This window comes from Arthrobacter sp. MDT2-16, assembly GCF_054510925.1.
In genome coordinates, this window is the sequence record NZ_JBTNDP010000008.1 from 143,143 (window position 1) to 159,945 (window position 16,803).

General features: G+C 68.3%; 19 protein-coding genes. 15 read left to right on the top strand and 4 right to left on the bottom strand.

Translation table 11 applies throughout. The features are described 5' to 3' along the window. Positions 1-34 precede the first annotated feature (34 nt). From ACX80N_RS14460 to ACX80N_RS14490, 7 genes are all read left to right on the top strand, one after another. Complete coding sequence (locus ACX80N_RS14460) at positions 35-1,231, top strand: MFS transporter (RefSeq protein ID WP_459340012.1); 1,197 nt, start codon at positions 35-37, stop codon at positions 1,229-1,231. 32 nt (positions 1,232-1,263) lie between these two features. After that, positions 1,264-2,253 (top strand): ATP-binding cassette domain-containing protein, encoded by a 990-nt coding sequence (locus tag ACX80N_RS14465; protein ID WP_459339950.1) that lies wholly within the window; start codon positions 1,264-1,266, stop codon positions 2,251-2,253. 86 nt (positions 2,254-2,339) lie between these two features. Next, positions 2,340-3,125 (top strand): ABC transporter permease, encoded by a 786-nt coding sequence (locus ACX80N_RS14470; RefSeq protein ID WP_459340013.1) that lies wholly within the window; start codon positions 2,340-2,342, stop codon positions 3,123-3,125. A 143-nt stretch (positions 3,126-3,268) separates the two neighbouring features. Then, complete coding sequence (locus ACX80N_RS14475) at positions 3,269-4,216, top strand: ABC transporter ATP-binding protein (protein ID WP_105032112.1); 948 nt, start codon at positions 3,269-3,271, stop codon at positions 4,214-4,216. 2 nt (positions 4,217-4,218) lie between these two features. Then, the gene (locus ACX80N_RS14480) at positions 4,219-5,100 is read left to right on the top strand and encodes an ABC transporter permease subunit (protein WP_157940242.1); all 882 of its coding nucleotides are present in this window, start codon (positions 4,219-4,221) and stop codon (positions 5,098-5,100) included. A gap of 39 nt (positions 5,101-5,139) precedes the next feature. Next, positions 5,140-6,444 (top strand): sensor histidine kinase, encoded by a 1,305-nt coding sequence (locus ACX80N_RS14485; RefSeq protein ID WP_459339951.1) that lies wholly within the window; start codon positions 5,140-5,142, stop codon positions 6,442-6,444. Next, entirely contained in the window at positions 6,392-7,096 is a 705-nt protein-coding gene (locus ACX80N_RS14490) for a response regulator (protein ID WP_459339952.1), read from the top strand. The genes ACX80N_RS14485 and ACX80N_RS14490 overlap by 53 nt, the downstream gene beginning before the upstream one ends. Positions 7,097-7,113: 17 nt before the next feature. Here ACX80N_RS14490 and ACX80N_RS14495 read toward each other — a convergent pair whose 3' ends face one another. Together ACX80N_RS14495 and ACX80N_RS14500 are read right to left on the bottom strand one after the other, a co-directional pair. Further along, a complete protein-coding gene (locus ACX80N_RS14495) occupies positions 7,114-7,551 on the bottom strand; it encodes a hypothetical protein (protein ID WP_459339953.1) in 438 nt (145 codons plus the stop codon). 82 nt (positions 7,552-7,633) lie between these two features. Then, the gene (locus ACX80N_RS14500; RefSeq protein WP_459339954.1) at positions 7,634-8,281 is read right to left on the bottom strand and encodes a TasA family protein; all 648 of its coding nucleotides are present in this window, start codon (positions 8,279-8,281) and stop codon (positions 7,634-7,636) included. Between the two features lie 294 nt (positions 8,282-8,575). On the opposite strand from ACX80N_RS14500, the gene ACX80N_RS14505 reads away from it, so the two are divergent. The 6 genes from ACX80N_RS14505 to dnaB all read left to right on the top strand — a co-directional run bounded on the left by ACX80N_RS14505 (position 8,576) and on the right by dnaB (position 13,822). Then, positions 8,576-9,859, top strand: coding sequence for a M18 family aminopeptidase (locus tag ACX80N_RS14505; RefSeq protein ID WP_459339955.1), 1,284 nt, complete (start codon positions 8,576-8,578; stop codon positions 9,857-9,859). Positions 9,860-10,026: 167 nt separating this feature from the next. Beyond that, positions 10,027-10,332, top strand: coding sequence for a 30S ribosomal protein S6 (gene rpsF / locus ACX80N_RS14510; RefSeq protein ID WP_105032107.1), 306 nt, complete (start codon positions 10,027-10,029; stop codon positions 10,330-10,332). A gap of 60 nt (positions 10,333-10,392) precedes the next feature. Beyond that, positions 10,393-10,971 carry a single-stranded DNA-binding protein gene (locus tag ACX80N_RS14515; RefSeq protein WP_105032106.1) on the top strand — a complete coding sequence of 193 codons (579 nt, stop codon included), beginning with the start codon at positions 10,393-10,395 and terminating at the stop codon, positions 10,969-10,971. A 119-nt stretch (positions 10,972-11,090) separates the two neighbouring features. Next, a complete protein-coding gene (gene rpsR / locus ACX80N_RS14520) occupies positions 11,091-11,330 on the top strand; it encodes a 30S ribosomal protein S18 (RefSeq protein WP_005273147.1) in 240 nt (79 codons plus the stop codon). Between the two features lie 15 nt (positions 11,331-11,345). Beyond that, positions 11,346-11,795 carry a 50S ribosomal protein L9 gene (gene rplI, locus ACX80N_RS14525; protein ID WP_087071874.1) on the top strand — a complete coding sequence of 150 codons (450 nt, stop codon included), beginning with the start codon at positions 11,346-11,348 and terminating at the stop codon, positions 11,793-11,795. A gap of 650 nt (positions 11,796-12,445) precedes the next feature. Continuing rightward, positions 12,446-13,822, top strand: coding sequence for a replicative DNA helicase (dnaB, locus tag ACX80N_RS14530; RefSeq protein WP_105032105.1), 1,377 nt, complete (start codon positions 12,446-12,448; stop codon positions 13,820-13,822). Here dnaB and ACX80N_RS14535 read toward each other — a convergent pair. Continuing rightward, on the bottom strand, positions 13,819-14,241 hold the full coding sequence (locus tag ACX80N_RS14535) for a MarR family winged helix-turn-helix transcriptional regulator (RefSeq protein ID WP_105032104.1): 423 nt from the start codon (positions 14,239-14,241) through the stop codon (positions 13,819-13,821). The genes dnaB and ACX80N_RS14535 overlap by 4 nt on opposite strands. 211 nt (positions 14,242-14,452) lie before the next feature. Next, entirely contained in the window at positions 14,453-15,325 is an 873-nt protein-coding gene (locus tag ACX80N_RS14540; RefSeq protein ID WP_459339956.1) for a DUF2382 domain-containing protein, read from the bottom strand. Between the two features lie 436 nt (positions 15,326-15,761). Here ACX80N_RS14540 and ACX80N_RS14545 point away from each other — a divergent pair, with 436 nt between their 5' ends. Beyond that, a complete protein-coding gene (locus ACX80N_RS14545; RefSeq protein WP_459339957.1) occupies positions 15,762-16,118 on the top strand; it encodes a hypothetical protein in 357 nt (118 codons plus the stop codon). Further along, positions 16,087-16,698 carry a cysteine hydrolase family protein gene (locus ACX80N_RS14550; RefSeq protein ID WP_459339958.1) on the top strand — a complete coding sequence of 204 codons (612 nt, stop codon included), beginning with the start codon at positions 16,087-16,089 and terminating at the stop codon, positions 16,696-16,698. Before ACX80N_RS14545 ends, ACX80N_RS14550 begins: the two co-directional genes overlap by 32 nt. Positions 16,699-16,803: the final 105 nt, after the last annotated feature.

The window sequence follows — 16,803 nt, forward strand, 5'->3', positions numbered from 1 at the left end:
CGGTGGCAGGGTGAACCCCGCCGTCCGCGCCGCCATGATCGCCACCTACGCCATCTTCGGGCTCAACGGCCTCGTGTTCGCGAGCTGGGCCGCACGCATCCCCGCCGCCTCCGGCACCCTGGGACTGGGGGCAGGGCAGATGGGCGGCCTCCTGCTCGTGGGCGCCGTCGGCTCGGTGCTGTCCCTGCCCCTGGCAGGTGTTCTCGCGGCACGCGTCGGCACCGGTAACACCGTGCGTATCGGCGGGACCGCGGCCGCGATGGCGGCGACCCTCGTCGCGCTCGGCCTGGCCACCGTCTCGGTGCCGGTGGTCGGCGTCGGACTGTTCCTGTTCGGGTGCGGCATCGCCCTGTGGGACGTGGGGCAGAACATCGAGGGCGCCGACGTCGAACGCCGGGTGGGGCGCACGATCATGCCGCGCTTCCACGCGGCCTTCAGCGGCGGGGCGTTCGTCGGAGCCCTCATCGGGGCGGGACTGTCCGCCGTCGACGTGTCCCTCGCCGCGCACCTCGTCGCCGTGGCCGTCCTCAGCGTCGTGGTCTCCCTGCGGGCCCCGCGCTACTTCCTGCCCGAGACGACGGCGGACGGCGATACGATCGCTCAGGCGCACGACGGCGCCCGCCCGCGGAGGTTCGGCGCATGGGGAGAGCCCCGCACGCTGCTGATCGGCCTGGTGGTGCTGGGTGCCGCGCTGACCGAGGGCGCCGCGAACGACTGGGTGGCCAAGGCCAGTGTCGACGGCCTCGGGACCGCGGAGAGCACCGGGGCGATCATGTTCGCGGTGTTCGTCGCCGCCATGACCGCGTTGCGTTTCCTGGGCGGCCCCCTGATCGACCGCTTCGGCCGGGTACGGGTGCTGCAGGCCAGCCTCGGGTCGTCGCTCGCCGGGCTCGTCGTCTTCGTCGCCGCACCCACCGTTCCCCTCGCCGCCGTCGGGGCCGTCCTATGGGGCGCGGGTGCTGCACTCGGGTTCCCCATGGGCATGTCGGCGGCCGCGGACGATCCCGAGCGTGCCGCCGCGCGGGTCTCGGTGGTCTCCACCATCGGCTACACGGCGTTCCTCGCCGGGCCGCCGCTGATCGGGTTCCTCGGCGACGCGGTGGGCATCCGCAACGCCCTGCTGGCCGTCGGTGTCGCCGTCCTGGCGTCCTTCCTGGTCGCGCCGGCCGCCCGTGAGCGGCCTGCGCAGATCGAGGTCACATTGCGGACAGGATCTGACCGAACCCCCTAGGTCCGCCCGAGCGCCGGTCCTACCCTCGTTGCATGGCGATTATCGAGGCAGAAGGTCTGAAGAAGATCTATTCGTCGAAGAGCGGGCCCGTCCACGCACTCGACGGCATGAACCTTTCCGTTCCCCGGGGAACAGTCAAGGCCCTCCTGGGGCCCAATGGTGCAGGCAAGACCACCGTGGTGAAGATCCTGACCACCCTCATCCAACCGACCGCCGGGACCGCGCAGATCGACGGCATCGACGTCCTGCGCGATCCCAAGGCGGCCCGCCGCATCATCGGCGTGTCCGGCCAGTACGCAGCGGTCGACGAAGGCCTGACCGGCTTCGAGAACCTCGAGATGGTGGGCAGGCTCTACCACCTGGGGCCGCGTGAGTCGAAGCGCAGGGCGCAGGAGCTCATCGACCAGTTCGAGCTGACGGAGGCGGGCAACCGACCCGTGAAGGGCTTCTCGGGCGGCATGCGACGCCGCATCGACCTGGCCGGGGCACTCGTGATCAAGCCGAAGATCCTCTTCCTCGACGAGCCCACCACGGGGTTGGACCCCCGGAGCCGGCTGGCCATGTGGGGGATCATCAAGGACCTCGTCAACGACGGCACCACGCTGCTCCTGACCACCCAGTACCTCGAGGAGGCAGACCAGCTCTCCGACGACATCGCGGTGATCGACGGCGGCAGGACCATCGCCGAGGGTACGGCGGACGAGCTGAAGTCCCAGATCGGCGGACACCGCGTGGTGGTGTCCCTCGTCGATGCCGCTCATGCGGGCGCCGCGAGGGAGATCCTCGGACGCCACGGCGACGGCGAGCCGGGCATCGGCGGTGACGGCCGCACCGTGGAGGTGGCGGTCACGGACGGGCCACGCGCCCTGCAGTACATCCTGTCGGATCTGGGCGAGAGCGGGATCGACCTGCACGACGCCGGGATGAGGCGGCCGAGCCTCGACGACGTCTTCCTGACGCTCACCGGCCACCGGACCGAGGACGTCGACGAGGCAACGACCCAGAAGGAGACGGCAGCATGAGCGTCCTGGCACCCGAGGACAGGCAGCCCGAGAACCGGCGGTCCGCCGTCCACGCGGCCCCGTCCGAGCCGCCGTCGGAGCTGTCCATGTGGTTCTCCGACGGCTGGACCGTCACCAAGCGCAACCTGACGAAGCTGAAGCGGTCACCGGACATGCTGATCTTCGCCGTCCTCCAACCCATCATGTTCGTGCTGCTGTTCAGCCAGATCTACGGGGGGTCCATCCAGGTGGAGGGTGCCGACTACACGCAGTACCTCATGGCCGGGATCTTCGCGCAGACGGTGATCTTCGGGTCCACCTTCTCCGGGTCGGCGATGGCCCAGGACCTCAAGGACGGCATCATCGACCGCTTCCGGACCCTGCCGATGAGCTCCTCCGCGGTGCTGATCGGGCGGACCAACAGCGACCTCGTGCTCAATGCGCTGTCGGTGGTGATCATGATGGCCACCGGCTTCGTGGTGGGATGGCGCGTCAACGCGTCCGTGGGCAGCTTCCTGGCCGGTCTCGGACTCCTGCTGCTGTTCTCCTACGCGTTCAGCTGGGTGATGGCACTGCTCGGCATGTCCGTGAAGTCCCCCGAGGTCATCAACAACGCGTCCTTCATGATCCTGTTCCCGCTGACCTTCATCTCCAACGCCTTCGTGCAGTCGCAGAACCTGCCGAGCGCGCTCGAGACCTTCGCCAACTGGAACCCGGTCTCGGCCCTCGTGCAGGCGGCCCGGGAGCTGTTCGGCAACACCGGCACCGTCCCCGCCCCCGATGTCTGGCCCATGCAGAACGCGGTGCTGACCGTCCTGGTCGGGGCCGTACTGATGCTCGTGATCTTCGTGCCGCTCTGCGTCAGGAAATACACCCTGATCAGCAGCCGCTAGCGGCATCGTCCGAAAGGGGTACTGCTCCCCCTCGGGGTCATCCCTGGGGCCGGTGATTCGTCACCGGCCCCAGGCCTACTGTTGGTGGTATCGGCCCGCAGGCGCGGGACACCCCCGAACCATCCCCAGTCTAAGGACGCACCATGATCGAGGCCCAGGCCCTCTCCAAGCGGTACGGCGCGAAGACCGCCGTGGACGCCGTCTCATTCACCGTGCAGCCCGGCAAGGTGACGGGCTTCCTCGGCCCGAACGGTGCCGGCAAGTCCACCACCATGCGCATGATCGTGGGTCTGGACAACCCCAGCGGCGGCGGCGTGACGGTCAACGGCCGTGCCTACGCCCAGCACACCGCCCCGCTGCGCGAGGTCGGTGCGCTCCTGGACGCGAAGGCCGTGCACACCAAGCGCTCGGCCTACAACCACCTCCGCGCCATGGCGGCCACCCACGGCATCCCGAACAGCCGGGTCAAGGACGTCATCGAACTCACCGGTCTCGGTCCCGTCGCGAAGAAGCGCGTCGGCGGTTTCTCGCTGGGCATGGGCCAGCGCCTCGGGATCGCCGCGGCGCTCCTGGGGGACCCCCACACGGTGATCCTGGACGAGCCCGTCAACGGCCTGGACCCCGAGGGCGTGCAGTGGGTGCGCCACCTCGCCAAGGGGCTCGCCTCCGAGGGCCGCACGGTCTTCCTGTCCTCGCACCTCATGTCGGAGATGGCCCTCACCGCGGACCACCTGATCGTGATCGGACGCGGTCGCATCATCGCCGACGCCCCCATCCAGTCGATCATCGACGGACAGGGCAAGGTGCGGGTGCGGGTGCGGGCCGACCGCCCGCAGGACCTCCTCGGCGGCCTCGCCGGCGAGGGGGTCACCTCGCAGGTCCTCGAACCGGAGCTGGTCGAGATCACCGGGGTCGAACCCCGCCGCATCGCGGAGATCGCGCTGCGTGAGCGCGTCCTCGTGTACGAGCTCACGCCGCTGCAGGTGTCCCTCGAGGACGCCTACATGCAACTCACCCAGAACGAGGTCGAGTACCACTCCCACACCCCGACCGCCGCCGACCCGGCCGCGGCACCCTCGGAAGGACGCTGATCATGGCAACGTCGACAACACCGGCCCCCGCCCTGCAGCGGCCTCGGCCCGACCGGAACCCGGGCCCGGGCGTGAACTTCGGCCGGGTCCTGAAGTCGGAATGGATCAAGGTCACCACGGTCCCCTCGACCGTCATCCTCATCGCCTGCACCGTCGTGCTGATGGTGGGCATCTCGGCCCTCCTGGCCTGGCAGACCACCTTCCTGTTCGAGGCCCAGAGCGACCCGGAGATGGCCGCGCAGATGCAGGCCCAGGGGGCTCCCGATCCGAACGACATCGTCCGGGACATCCCGGGGTCGGGGCTCACGTTCGGGCAGTTGCTGATGGCCTCCCTCGCCGTGGTCCTCATCGCGTCGGAGTGGGCCACGGGCATGATCCGGTCCACCATGGTCGCCGTCCCCCGGAGGACCCCCGCCCTCCTCGCGAAGCAGCTCATCATGGCGGTGATCTCCTTCGTGATCGGTGCGGGCTCGGCGCTGATCGCCTACTTCATCGCCCAGCCCATCCTTGCGGGCTCGGATCTCGATTTCGGTCTGGGCGATGACGGAGTGCTCCTCCACATCGTCAACACCGGGTCCGTCCTGGCGCTCGTGTCCATCTTCGCGATGTCGATCGGCACCCTGATCCGCAACACCGCGGGCGGCGTGGTCACCTCGATCGGCATCCTGCTGGTCCTGCCGATCGTCGTGGCGATCTTCGGCAGCGGCACCGAGTGGGTCGTGGACGCGGCACGCTTCCTGCCCAGTTCCGGCGGGGAGCAGATGGTCGCGACGACCATCGCGGACGGCGCCTTCAACCAGTGGCAGGGAGCCCTCGTCCTGGGCGGGTGGTCGCTGCTGCTCCTCGTGGTGTCCCTCATCGTCACCAAGAAGCGGGACGTCTAGGACCACCGATGGACGCCACCGTTGAGTGAGGTCGGGCCGGTGAAGGAGACCGCGGAGCAGACGCCCGCGGTCTCCTTCACCGAACTCAACGCCCGTCGGCTGGGGCCCGTCCGGCGGTTCTTCCGCGGGCATCCGCGGGCCATGGATGCCGTCGTCATCCTGGTGTTCGTCCTGTTCGCCTTCCCCGGCGCGCTCTTCCTGATCATCGACGGCGACAACTGGTTTGGGCTCCCCGGCGTGGTGCTGGGGGCCGCTGCGCTGGCGTTCCGCCGGGACCGGCCGCTGCTCGTCCTGGCCTTCGTGGCGATCCTCGACATCCCCGTCAGCGTCCTGACCGAGGGCTCGGGCAGCAGCGGCGTCGCGACGATGTTCGCCCTGTACACCGTGGCGGCCAGCTACCCGCTGCGACAGGCGCTCGCCGCTGCGGCGGCGGCCATGTTCTTCTCGGTCGGAGCCCTCTTCCTCATCCCCGTCAGCGCCTTCGCGGAGGCCCCGGGCGTGATCTGGCTCCTCAGCGGCTTCATCGTGATGTTCCTGGCCGTCGCCGCCGGCGTCGGCATCACGGTCCGGCGCGATCGCGAGCACGAGAGCGAACTGCGCGAGTGGGCTGCGCGCAATGCCGAACTGGCGTCCGCGGGGGAGCGCAACAGGATCGCGCGCGAGATGCACGACGTCGTCGCGCATTCACTGACGGTCATGGTGGCGCTGTCCGACGGCGCCGCCGTCGTCATGAAGCGCGATCCCGACCGCGCCGCGGCGGTGCTGGGTGAACTGTCCGGCACGGGCCGCACGGCGATCGCCGACATGCGGCGCGTTCTCGGGGTCCTCCGCGCGGAGGCTGCGAGCGAACCGCTCGGACCACTGCCGGCGTCGAGCTCCCTCGCCCAGCTGCTGGACGGCTTCCGCGCGGCGGGACTGCCGCTCAGGGTGACGACGAGCGGGCCGAGGCTCCCGGACGATCCGGCCTTCCAGCTGACGGTGTACCGGATCCTTCAGGAGTCGCTGACCAACGTCCTGCGCTACGGCAAGGGGGTTACGCTGGTGGACATCTCGATCGCCCGGACGGGCGACGCGGTCTCCCTGCGCGTGGTCGACGACGGGCGGGGAGCCATGGGGCCGGAGGTGTCCCTCGGCTCGGGCCAGGGCATCGCCGGTATGCGCGAGCGGGCCGCCATCTACGGCGGTTCGGTGAAGTACGGGGCCCGTACGGCGGGCGGCTGGCTCGTGGAGGTGCAACTGACAGTCCCCGGCGCCGACGGCGGGACGGGTAACCAGCGGGGGAGAGACAAGGATGACCACGCACGACAGCACGCAGGGCACGCCCATCAGGGTTCTGCTCGCTGACGACCAACCCCTGCTGCGGATGGGTTTCCGCCTCATCCTCGAGGGCGAGGCGGACCTCGAGATCGCCGGTGAGGCGTCCACCGGCGCCGAGGCCGTGCGCCTGGCCGCGGAGCTCAAGCCGGACGTGGTGCTGATGGATGTCCGGATGCCCTACCTGGACGGGATCGAGGCCACGCGCCAGATCACGGCATCGGCGTCGGGCTCGCGCATCATCATCCTGACCACCTTCGACCTCGACGAGTACGCGTTCTCGGGTCTGCAGGCGGGCGCCTCGGCGTTCCTGCTGAAGGACGTGGCCCCCGAGGACCTGGTGCACGCGGTGCGGATCGTCGCGAGCGGGGACGCCGTCGTCGCCCCGCGTGTCACGCAGCGGCTGCTCGAGACCTACGTGCGGTCGCTGCCGCCCGCCCATACGAGGACGGCCACGCCGGACCGGCGGCTCGCCGAGCTGACGCCCAGGGAGCGGGAGGTGCTGGAGGCGATCGCCGGAGGGCTCTCCAATGCCGAGCTGGCGGCGCGGTTCTACCTGTCGGAGGCCACGATCAAGACGCACGTGCGGCGCATCCTCACCAAGCTGGATCTGCGGGACCGGGTGCAGGCCGTGGTGTACGCCTACGAGAACGGGATCGTGGTGCCGGGCCCGGCGCACTGATCCCCGATGTCGACCGGTCAGGGACAGGTGAGCACGCGCTCGAGGTTCTGCCCGGTCCAGGACCCGACGGTCGCACGGATGCGCAGAGTGTAGTTCCCCACCGTCGAGGACGCGCGCGTGATCGTCGTGGCCCGTGACGTCGCCGGCAGGTTGTTGGTCGTCACCTGGCCGCTCGGTGCCGTGAGGGTCACCGTGTAGCCCGTGGCGCGGTTCACGGCGCCGAAGTCGGTGAGCGTCACCGTCATGGAGAGTTTGTTCGTGGTGCAGGAGAAGGTTCCCGTGATACCGACCGGCGCGGGGATGGCGTAGGTCCTGACCTCCATCGTCGCCGTCGCCGAGCCGACGAAGGCCGCCTGCGCGATCGTGGGGGCGAACGTGAAGATCACGGCACAGACCACGACGCCCACGAGGAGTCGGAGACGATGCAGCGGGCGCGGGGTGCTGTGCCGGCTCATGGTCGTTCTCCTTCCTCGAGATCCCTCGTGGGACGCAGCTGTCCCGGTGCCCTGGGCGGGCCCCAGGACACCGGGACCGGGACTAGCGGTCGGTGGCTGCGCGCTGCGTGGCGACGAAGGTGAAGCCGACGTTGTTCGTGAGGCCCTGGAAGGTGTTGTCCGCGGTGGTGGGGAGCTTGGTGGTGACGCGGAGGTTGTCGGCCTTGGTGCTGGTCATCGAGGCGAGGTTGTTCAGGACGACGTTGGCGCCGATGATCTGGCGGGCCGGCAGGACCGTGGTGACGGTGCCGGAGCAGGCGTAGGTGTAGGCGGTGACCGGCGCGGGTGCCGCAGGGATCGCGGTCTCCGTCCAGGGGACGCTGCAGGCGTCGATGGTGACCTGCAGGCCGTTGAGGGCGTCGGTGGTCAGCAGGTTGGGGGTCGTGGTGGCGGTGGTCAGGGTGACGCCGCCGAAGTTCTGGTTGCCCGTGTTCGTCAGGGTGGCCACGCGCTGGATGGAGTCGCCCGGGACGATGCCCGCTGCCGCGACATTGAGGCGGTTGGCGGCGCCTGCCTCACCGAGCTTGACCTCGACGGTGCCCGCGGTGACCGTCTCGCTGGCCGACGTCGTCGAGGTGAAGGAACCGTAGGTGCCGAGGCCGGCAACCGAGGCGGCCACGCCCAGCAGCGCCACCGAGGCGAGGACCTTGCCCGAGGTGGACTTCAGGGTGATGCGGGAGGTGCGTGCCATGGTGAGACCCTTTTCGTGAATTCGTGCCGGTGTCCTCCGGTCCCCCCAGCGGGGCCCGGTGCGTCTGACGACAACTCTGGTCGCTGCGGTTCAACTGCAGCCCGGGTTCCCGCGAACGGTCGGCGAACCTCCCGCGAAGGAAGACCGAAGACCGTGTGAAGACCGAAGGAAAGATGAAGGGGCACCGAAGGCGGGACGCCGCGAGGCCTTCCACAGCACCCCGGCGGCACCATGGATCACGAGCCGGACGACCCGACGGCGTCCTCCGTGGTGCACATCTGGTTGAATCGGAGGATGACCCGAGCACCCGCGCACATCCAGGACCTCGGCGCCTACGTGTCGGCGTCGCCGTCGAGCTTCCACGCGGTGGCCGAGGCCGGACGGCGCCTCGCGGCAGCGGGATTCAGCGAGTTGACGGAGCAGGACGCCTGGGAGGGCGGATCCGGCCGGCACTTCGTGATCCGCGACGGTGCGCTCATCGCCTGGGTGGTGCCGTCGGGCGCAGGTCCCACCACCGGCTTCCACATCCTCGGCGCCCACACCGATTCGCCGTCGTTCAAGCTCAAGCCGAAGCCCACCACGGGCAGGTACGGCTGGCTGCAGGCCGGCGTGGAGGTGTACGGCGGGCCGCTGCTGAACTCCTGGCTCGACCGCGAGCTTGCGCTCGCAGGCCGACTGACGCTGCACGACGGCAGTGAGCGCCTCGTCGCCACGGGGCCGCTGCTACGCTTCCCGCAGCTCGCCATCCACCTCGACCGCGCAGTCAATGACGGCCTGGCCCTCGACAAGCAGCGTCACATGAACCCGGTGTGGGGCCTGGGTGACCCGTCGGGCGCCGATCTCCTCGGTCTCCTCGCCACCGGTGCCGGCGTGGATCCGCAGGACATCGGCGGATTCGACGTCGTCGTCGCCGACACGCAGGAACCCCGCGTCTTCGGCGCACAGGGCGAGTTCTTCGCCTCCGGCCGGCTGGACAACCTCTCCTCGGTGCATGCAGGGCTCACGGCGCTCATCGCCGCGGCGGTGGACCAGCAGGCGGAGGGGCCCATCGCCGTGCTCGCGGCGTTCGACCACGAGGAGGTGGGCAGCGGCTCCCGCTCAGGTGCCAGCGGTCCGTTCCTCGAGGACATGCTGCTGCGCATCTCGCTCGGCCTCGGTGCCGGGACGGAGGAACGCCTGCGTGCCCTGGCGTCGTCGTTCTGCGTGTCGGCCGACGCCGGCCACGCCGTGCACCCCAACTACGCGGAGCGGCACGACCCCGCCAACCTGCCCGTCCTCAACGGCGGTCCGCTGCTCAAGATCAACGCCAACCAGCGGTACACCACGGACGCCCCCGGCGCAGCCCACTGGTCGGCGCTGTGCCGCGGCGCCGGCGTGCCGTACCAGGAGTTCGTCTCCAACAACGTGATGCCCTGCGGGTCGACCATCGGCCCGCTGACGGCCACCCGGCTGGGCATCCGCACGGTCGACGTCGGGACGCCCCTGCTGTCGATGCACTCGGCGCGCGAACTGTGCGGCACCGAGGACCCGGGTCACCTGGCCACCGCCGTCACCGCCTTCTTCGGCGGCGTCCGGTAGCGGCTGTCCACAGGAGTTCGCCTCCGCTGGATCGTCCGGTAACATTGGTACGTCTGTGCCAGCGCCTGTCGACGGTAGATACCGTGGACGGCGGCCGGACCAACGCTAAAGAACCTCCTGTTGCGGAAGGACCGCGACCGCTTAGCCCAGAGGAGGTGGGTTCACACATGCGTGCTTATGAACTGATGGTAATCATCGACCCCGATGTCGAGGAACGCTCCATCGACCAGACACTCGAGAAGTTCCTCAATGTCGTCCGCAACGGCGGCGGCACTGTGGACAAGGTGGACATCTGGGGACGTCGGCGCCTCGCCTACGAGATCCAGAAGAAGACCGAGGGCATCTACGCCGTCGTCAACTTCACCGCCACGCCGGCCATCGCCGCTGAGCTCGATCGTCAGCTGAGCCTCAACGAGACGATCATGCGGACCAAGATCATCCGCCCCGAGGAGCAGAAGGTCTCTGCCGAGTAATCTCGGTAGACCTTTCATCCAACCACCCCGCTCCGGCGGGCAGTGACTCAAGGAGGCACCATGGCAGGCGAAACAGTCATCACGGTGATCGGCAACCTCACCAACGACCCCGAGCTGCGGTTCACGCCGTCGGGATCGGCGGTCGCCAACTTCACCATCGCGTCCACTCCTCGTACCTTCGACCGCCAGAGCAACGACTGGAAGGACGGCGAGACGCTGTTCCTCCGCGCATCGGTCTGGCGTGAGGCTGCGGAGAACGTCGCGGAGACCCTGACCAAGGGAACCCGCGTGGTTGCCCAGGGCCGACTCAAGTCACGGTCGTACGACACCAAAGAGGGCGAGAAGCGCACCGTCATGGAGCTCGAGGTGGACGAGATCGGTCCGTCCCTGCGCTATGCGTCCGCGAAGGTCACCCGCACCCAGCGCTCCGGCGGCGGGAACGGTGGCGGCGGCTTCGGTGGCAACTCCGGCGGCAACCAGGGTGGCGGCTTCGGCGGCAACTCCGGTGGCTCGAACTCCGGTTCGGGTTGGGGTGGCGGCCAGCAGGCCCAGCAGCCTGCGGATGACCCCTGGGGCGCTCCCTCGGGTGGGAACTCGCAGGGCTGGGGCAACGGCGCCGACTCCGAGCCCCCCTTCTAGGCTCTCCCCCAGGCAGCACCGCCCCGTTCCCGGGACGCCTGCCGCAGTTCTGCAAGGAACTGGTACTTCCCATCCCGCAGAATCGTTCTGCGGGCTCCAACAGAAAAAGGAGCACCACGATGGCTAAGGCTGAACTCCGTAAGCCCAAACCAAAGTCCAACCCCTTGAAGGCCGCTGACGTCACCGTCATCGACTACAAGGACGTAGCCCTGCTGCGTAAGTTCATTTCCGATCGCGGAAAGATCCGTGCCCGTCGTGTCACCGGTGTGACCGTGCAGGAACAGCGCAAGATCGCCCAGGCAATCAAGAACGCCCGCGAAGTCGCGCTCCTGCCGTACTCCGGCGCCGGCCGCGGCTAGGGAAAGGGACACACAATGTCGAAGCTCATTCTGACCCAGGAAGTCACCGGACTCGGTGCAGCAGGCGACGTCGTCGAGGTGAAGAACGGTTACGCACGTAACTACCTTCTGCCCCGCGGCTTCGCCCTGATGTGGAGCAAGGGTGGCGAGAAGCAGGTCGATTCGATCAAGGCTGCCCGTTCCGCCCGCGAGCACGCATCGCTCGAGGACGCCCAGCGCCAGGCTGCCGCCCTCTCGGCCAAGCCCGTCACCCTGACCGTGAAGGCGGGCGGCTCCGGCCGCCTGTTCGGCACGGTCAAGGCCGACGACGTCGCCAAGGCCGTCGAGGCCGCAGGCCTCGGCAAGATCGACAAGCGCAAGGTCGAACTGCCGGCCCACATCAAGTCGGTCGGCTCGTACCAGGCCAACGTCCGTCTCCACGAGGACGTAGCAGCGGTCATCGACCTGGACGTCGTCGCCAGCTAGCTGCCAAGCGCCGGCAGCGGCGCGACCAGGTCCACGAGCAAGCCCCCGCCCACGGCGGGGGCTTGCTCGCGTTGACGGCGCCGACGGCCATGCGTGCGCGGTTGACCACCATGGGCCGCCAGGCATACGACCCTCGAGCATGCACGCGGACGACTTCTCGCAGGCCGTCCCGGCCGGGGTACGTACTCCCCGGCACATATGCCCTCGTCCGGCGCCGCTGTGATCCGTCCGGCGGGCGGTGGAAGGGTGGCACTTGGGCCATATAGGTCACCGGAGCGTTCAACCGGGCTCCTTCGGCGAGTTGTCAACAGCGGACCTGTGGACGGATCGCTCGGAAAAATACTTTTGATCCACAGCCCGGGGATAACGTTTGCGCAGGTCAGGCACGGTTTGTGCGAGAGAGAATGTTTCTGTCCACAGGGTTGTCCCCATCCTGTGCACAAGATAGCCCCTGCAATCCACAGCATCTTCCTAGTTATACACAGCCCCTGTTGGGATGGCGCTTTGCGGCCTCCGGGCGGGGGGCTACCGTTGCGGGAGACCGCCAGGAGTGAGGGTGTCGGGTGATAAGCCTGACCTATCAGACCCGTCCGGGCGTCCGGTGGTCCGCTACGGCGAACGCCGCCTCGCAGCAGGAGAAAGGCCCTTCAGTGTCCCTGGCACATGCAGATTCATCGACGGACACACGTAGCCCGGAGTTCTCGCGCACGCCTCCCCAGGACCTCGTCGCCGAGCAATCGGTGCTCGGCGGCATGATGCTGTCGAAGGACGCCATCGCGGACTGCGTGGAAGTCCTCCGCGGACTGGACTTCTACCGTCCGGCCCACGAGAGTATCTACGAGGCCATCATCGACCTGTACGGGCGGGGGGAGCCGGCCGATGCCGTCACGGTGGCGGACGAGCTCACCAAGCGCGGCGAGATCTCGCGCATCGGTGGCCCCGCCTACCTCCACACCCTGATCCAGTCTGTGCCGACCGCGGCCAATGCCGGGTTCTATGCGGAGATCGTGCGCGAGCGGGCAGTACTCCGACGCCTCGTCGATGCCGGCACCAAGATCGTGCAACTCGGATACTCGAACGACGGCGAGGTGGACGACCTCGTCAATGCCGCGCAGGCGGAGGTCTACGCGGTGGCCGAACGCCGCACGGCCGAGGACTACGTGGCGCTGAAGGACATCATCGAGGGCACTGTCGACGAGATCGAGTCGGCGGGGCACCGCGGTGAGGGCATGACGGGCGTACCCACCGGATTCTACGAACTGGACGAGCTGACGCAGGGCCTCCATGGCGGACAGATGATCGTCGTGGCGGCGCGTCCGGCAATGGGAAAGTCGACGTTCGCGCTGGACTGGGCGCGGTCGGCCGCCATCAAGCACAACATGGCCACCGTGTTCTTCTCCCTGGAGATGGGACGCAACGAGATCGCCATGCGCCTTCTGTCCGCGGAGGCCACCATCGGGCTGCAGGACCTGCGCAAGGGCACGATCAAGGACGAGCAGTGGGGTAAGATCGCCACGACCATGGGGCGCATGAACGACGCCCCGCTGTTCATCGACGACAGCCCCAACATGTCGCTCATGGAGATCAGGGCCAAGTGCCGGCGGCTGAAGCAGCGCCACGACCTCAAGCTCGTGGTGCTCGACTACCTGCAGCTGATGTCCTCCGGCAAGCGCGTGGAGTCCCGCCAGCAGGAGGTGTCGGAGTTCTCCAGAGCGCTCAAGCTGCTGGCCAAGGAACTCAACGTCCCCGTCGTCGCGCTGTCGCAGCTCAACCGTGGCTCCGAGCAGCGCACCGACAAGCGCCCGCAGGTGTCGGACCTCCGGGAGTCCGGTTCCATCGAGCAGGATGCGGACATGGTCATCCTGCTGCATCGGGACGACGTCTACGACAAGGAGTCGGCCCGTGCTGGCGAGGCGGACGTGATCGTGGCGAAGCACCGTAACGGTCCCACCAAGACCCTCGTGGTCGGCTTCCAGGGCCACTATTCGCGCTTCAACAACATGGCCGCGGACGGCGGGGGCTATTAGTCCTTGCGGGGCCCGAGCTCGTTGATGACGGTCTTGAGGCGGTCCCGCAGGTCCTGAGAGGCCAGCCCGTCCTCGGCCATCAGCTCGTGCTCGATGTTCTTCGCCCGCTCCAGGGCTTTCAGGCCGGCCGAGGTGATGGTGATGCGCTGGCTCCGGCGATCGGCGGTGTTGCGCAGGCGGGTCACCAGACCGCGCTTCTCGAGGCGGTCGAGCGTGCGGCCCACGGTCTGTGCCTGTACATGGACGAGCTGCGCCAGGCGGACGCCCGTCAGTGTTCCCTCACGTTCCAGGACTCCCAGGGTGGTCAACCCGGCGTGCGTGATGCCGATGCTCAGGAGCTTCTCGTTCCATGAGTGTTCGACGATGCGGGCCGCGGTCGTTAGCAGGCGGCTGGTCGACCAATCGTTCAACTCCGGCACGATGGCGTTTCCTTCCCCTTGGTTCTGCGCGATGTGATCGCTTGTCCAGTTACTACTTACTGTAGACAACTTTGCACCAAATAGACAGCATGCTTATTATCGTCGTCGAGCGGTGCCCGGCGTCAGCGTGTGTATACCGCAGAACGCCCTGCACGGGATGCGAGGAAGGCCCGGAGCAGTGCTCCGGGCCTTCCTCATGCTGCCGTTGTGCCTAGAGGTTGTTGCCGCGGCGCGTGTCGTCCACGCCCTCGACCTCGATCTCTTCCTTGCGGACGTCGGCGCTGACCGTCTCGTTGGTGGTCACCGTCTCCTTGTCGAGGCGTACGCGCTCGACGGGAACAGCTTCCTTCTCGACGACGGGGCGCTCGGCGTGGAGGACGACTTCGTGCTCCTCCTCGCTGATGGCGGGGCCGTCGTACGCGTCGCCACGGTTGGCGTCCGTGATGGGCTCGCGCTCCACGCGGACTTCCTCACGGCTGACCGGGACGGTCTGCGTGACGTTCTCGGTGACGACGTACTTGCGCAGGCGCGCACGTCCCGCTTCACGGCGCTCGGTGCCGACGCGGAGCTGCTCCTCCGAGCGCGTCATGGCATCATCCGTGGTGGGGCCGGACGTGTCGTGACCGACCGTGCCGCGTCCGCTGCTGGTGTCCGAGAAGGTGCTCGTCGTGTCGGTCGTGCCGGCGTGGCGGCCCGAGTGCGTGTCGATGTCGACATCGCGATCGCCGTGGCCGACGGTCGTCGTGTCGGCGTAGCCGGTGGTGCCGCCGCCGATCTCGTAGTGGCGGTAGAGGCGATCCTCTTCCTCCGGGCTCAGGTTGCCGTCGGACTCGACGCGGGGGGCGTCCTTGACCTGGTGCTTGGAGTAGGGGACGCGCACGTCGTGACCCTCGACGTCGGCGCCCTGAAGCGGAACGAAGGACTCCGACGTGCCGAAGAGGCCCGTCTTCGCCGTGACCCAGCTGGGCTCACCGGTCTGATCGTCCAGGTAGACCTGCCCGATCGCGCCGATCTTCTCTCCGTCGGATCCGAGGACGTTGCCGCCGTTGCCGAGCAGGGTGTCGATGTGTTCCTGAGTAATCATTTCCTTCTCCTTCTGAGTAATCTCACTGCGAGGGGTATGGAATTCCGGTTGCACCGGGGCGGAAGCCCCTGCGAACCACCGGCCTCTAGAGTAAGCATACTTAGTACTCAATGGGAAGCAGGCTTAGCGTTCGGGCGCGAATTCAAGTCTCCGGGCGGTATCGCGGGGCACCCTCGCCCGGCATGACCTCCCGGACCGGTCGGGGTTTCCGTAGGCTCAGGTGCTTCCGTATGATGGCAGGAAGGTCCAGCCACCGGCCGAACAGTCTCGATCGAGCCGATGCACGACGTTCCAGCGGAGCCTCCTTCCGTCCAGCGGGTCGCACGCCCTCGGGCAGTACCGCGGGCCCGCCCGGAGCGGCGGACTAGGAAGCCCTGCCGGCGCCCTGGACCACCATGCTGTCGGCAATGGTCGCCGAGCCCCTGAAAGGGCGACAATGCCAGCAGAACAGCCCCCACACATCACCTCCGTCATGATCGCGGCAGCGGATCTCGAGGACGCCGAGTTCCAGCGGGACAGGCTTGCGCTTCTCTGCGGCGAAGCGATCCGCCAAGCACTCGTTGCCGGCTCCACGCACGCCGAGGTGGCCAGGGCCGCGAATCTGAGCGAGAACGAGGTGCGGCGGCTCGCAGGGACGCCGCCCATCGGTCCGGCGGTACTCGAGGAGGTAGCGCTCCTCTCCGCCGTCTCCCTGGGTCTTCCCTCCGTCGCCGAGGTGGTCCAGCTGGTCGACGGCCCGGTGCTCGCGGAACCTGCCGCCCGTGACCTCCGTGAACCCGATGCAGCCTTCTGACACCTCGCCCGGCCCCGGGATCGACGGTGGCGGGACCGCCCTGCTGGTCATCGACATGCAGAACGCCTTCTTCGAGGACGCCGCTCTCGCGAGTGCGCAGGATGCCCTCGTCAAGGCCTGCAACAGGCTGATCGAAGCCGCGCACCGCGGGAATACGCCCGTCCTGGTGGCGCGCACCGAACATCTGCGGAACCGCTCCACGTGGACGCGCTCCATGCTCGATGATGACCAGGGGTTCATCTTCCGCGGCTCGCACCAGGCCGAGACCGTCGCCGGATTGCGCGTCGAGGGGCTGGAGACGGTGACGAAGACCCGGGACAGCGCCTTCTTCGGCACCGACCTCGCCGCGCGCCTGAAGGACCTGGGTGTGGAGCGGCTCGTTCTCGCAGGGGTATCGACCCACAACTGTGTGGCGCACACCGGAGCGGACGCTTTCGCCCATGACTTCCGGGTCAGCTACGCGCTGGATGCGATCGGCAGCACCAACGACAGGTACGCGGAGGCGATGCTCGAGATCCTGTCGGTGGAGTATCGGCAGCCGATCATCGGGCAGGCGGAGGCTGAGGCGCTCCTCGGCTGAGCGGTCCGAGTGCGCAGAGCCGCGGGCGGGGAGTGCCGAGCTACTGATCACAGCGGCTCAGGCGTTCCCGGGACTGCCACCGATGGGGTCCGACGCGCGCCTCAT

Coding starts and splice junctions, on each gene's coding strand:
- ACX80N_RS14470 (WP_459340013.1), top strand. CDS start 2,340: ATGTGGTTCTCCGACGGCTGGACCGTCACCAAGCGCAACCTGACGAAG.
- ACX80N_RS14495 (WP_459339953.1), bottom strand. CDS start 7,551: ATGAGCCGGCACAGCACCCCGCGCCCGCTGCATCGTCTCCGACTCCTC.
- ACX80N_RS14515 (WP_105032106.1), top strand. CDS start 10,393: ATGGCAGGCGAAACAGTCATCACGGTGATCGGCAACCTCACCAACGAC.
- ACX80N_RS14460 (WP_459340012.1), top strand. CDS start 35: ATGATCGCCACCTACGCCATCTTCGGGCTCAACGGCCTCGTGTTCGCG.
- rpsR (WP_005273147.1), top strand. CDS start 11,091: ATGGCTAAGGCTGAACTCCGTAAGCCCAAACCAAAGTCCAACCCCTTG.
- ACX80N_RS14480 (WP_157940242.1), top strand. CDS start 4,219: ATGGCAACGTCGACAACACCGGCCCCCGCCCTGCAGCGGCCTCGGCCC.
- ACX80N_RS14540 (WP_459339956.1), bottom strand. CDS start 15,325: ATGATTACTCAGGAACACATCGACACCCTGCTCGGCAACGGCGGCAAC.
- ACX80N_RS14505 (WP_459339955.1), top strand. CDS start 8,576: ATGACCCGAGCACCCGCGCACATCCAGGACCTCGGCGCCTACGTGTCG.
- ACX80N_RS14545 (WP_459339957.1), top strand. CDS start 15,762: ATGCCAGCAGAACAGCCCCCACACATCACCTCCGTCATGATCGCGGCA.
- ACX80N_RS14465 (WP_459339950.1), top strand. CDS start 1,264: ATGGCGATTATCGAGGCAGAAGGTCTGAAGAAGATCTATTCGTCGAAG.
- ACX80N_RS14475 (WP_105032112.1), top strand. CDS start 3,269: ATGATCGAGGCCCAGGCCCTCTCCAAGCGGTACGGCGCGAAGACCGCC.
- rpsF (WP_105032107.1), top strand. CDS start 10,027: ATGCGTGCTTATGAACTGATGGTAATCATCGACCCCGATGTCGAGGAA.
- rplI (WP_087071874.1), top strand. CDS start 11,346: ATGTCGAAGCTCATTCTGACCCAGGAAGTCACCGGACTCGGTGCAGCA.
- ACX80N_RS14490 (WP_459339952.1), top strand. CDS start 6,392: ATGACCACGCACGACAGCACGCAGGGCACGCCCATCAGGGTTCTGCTC.
- ACX80N_RS14500 (WP_459339954.1), bottom strand. CDS start 8,281: ATGGCACGCACCTCCCGCATCACCCTGAAGTCCACCTCGGGCAAGGTC.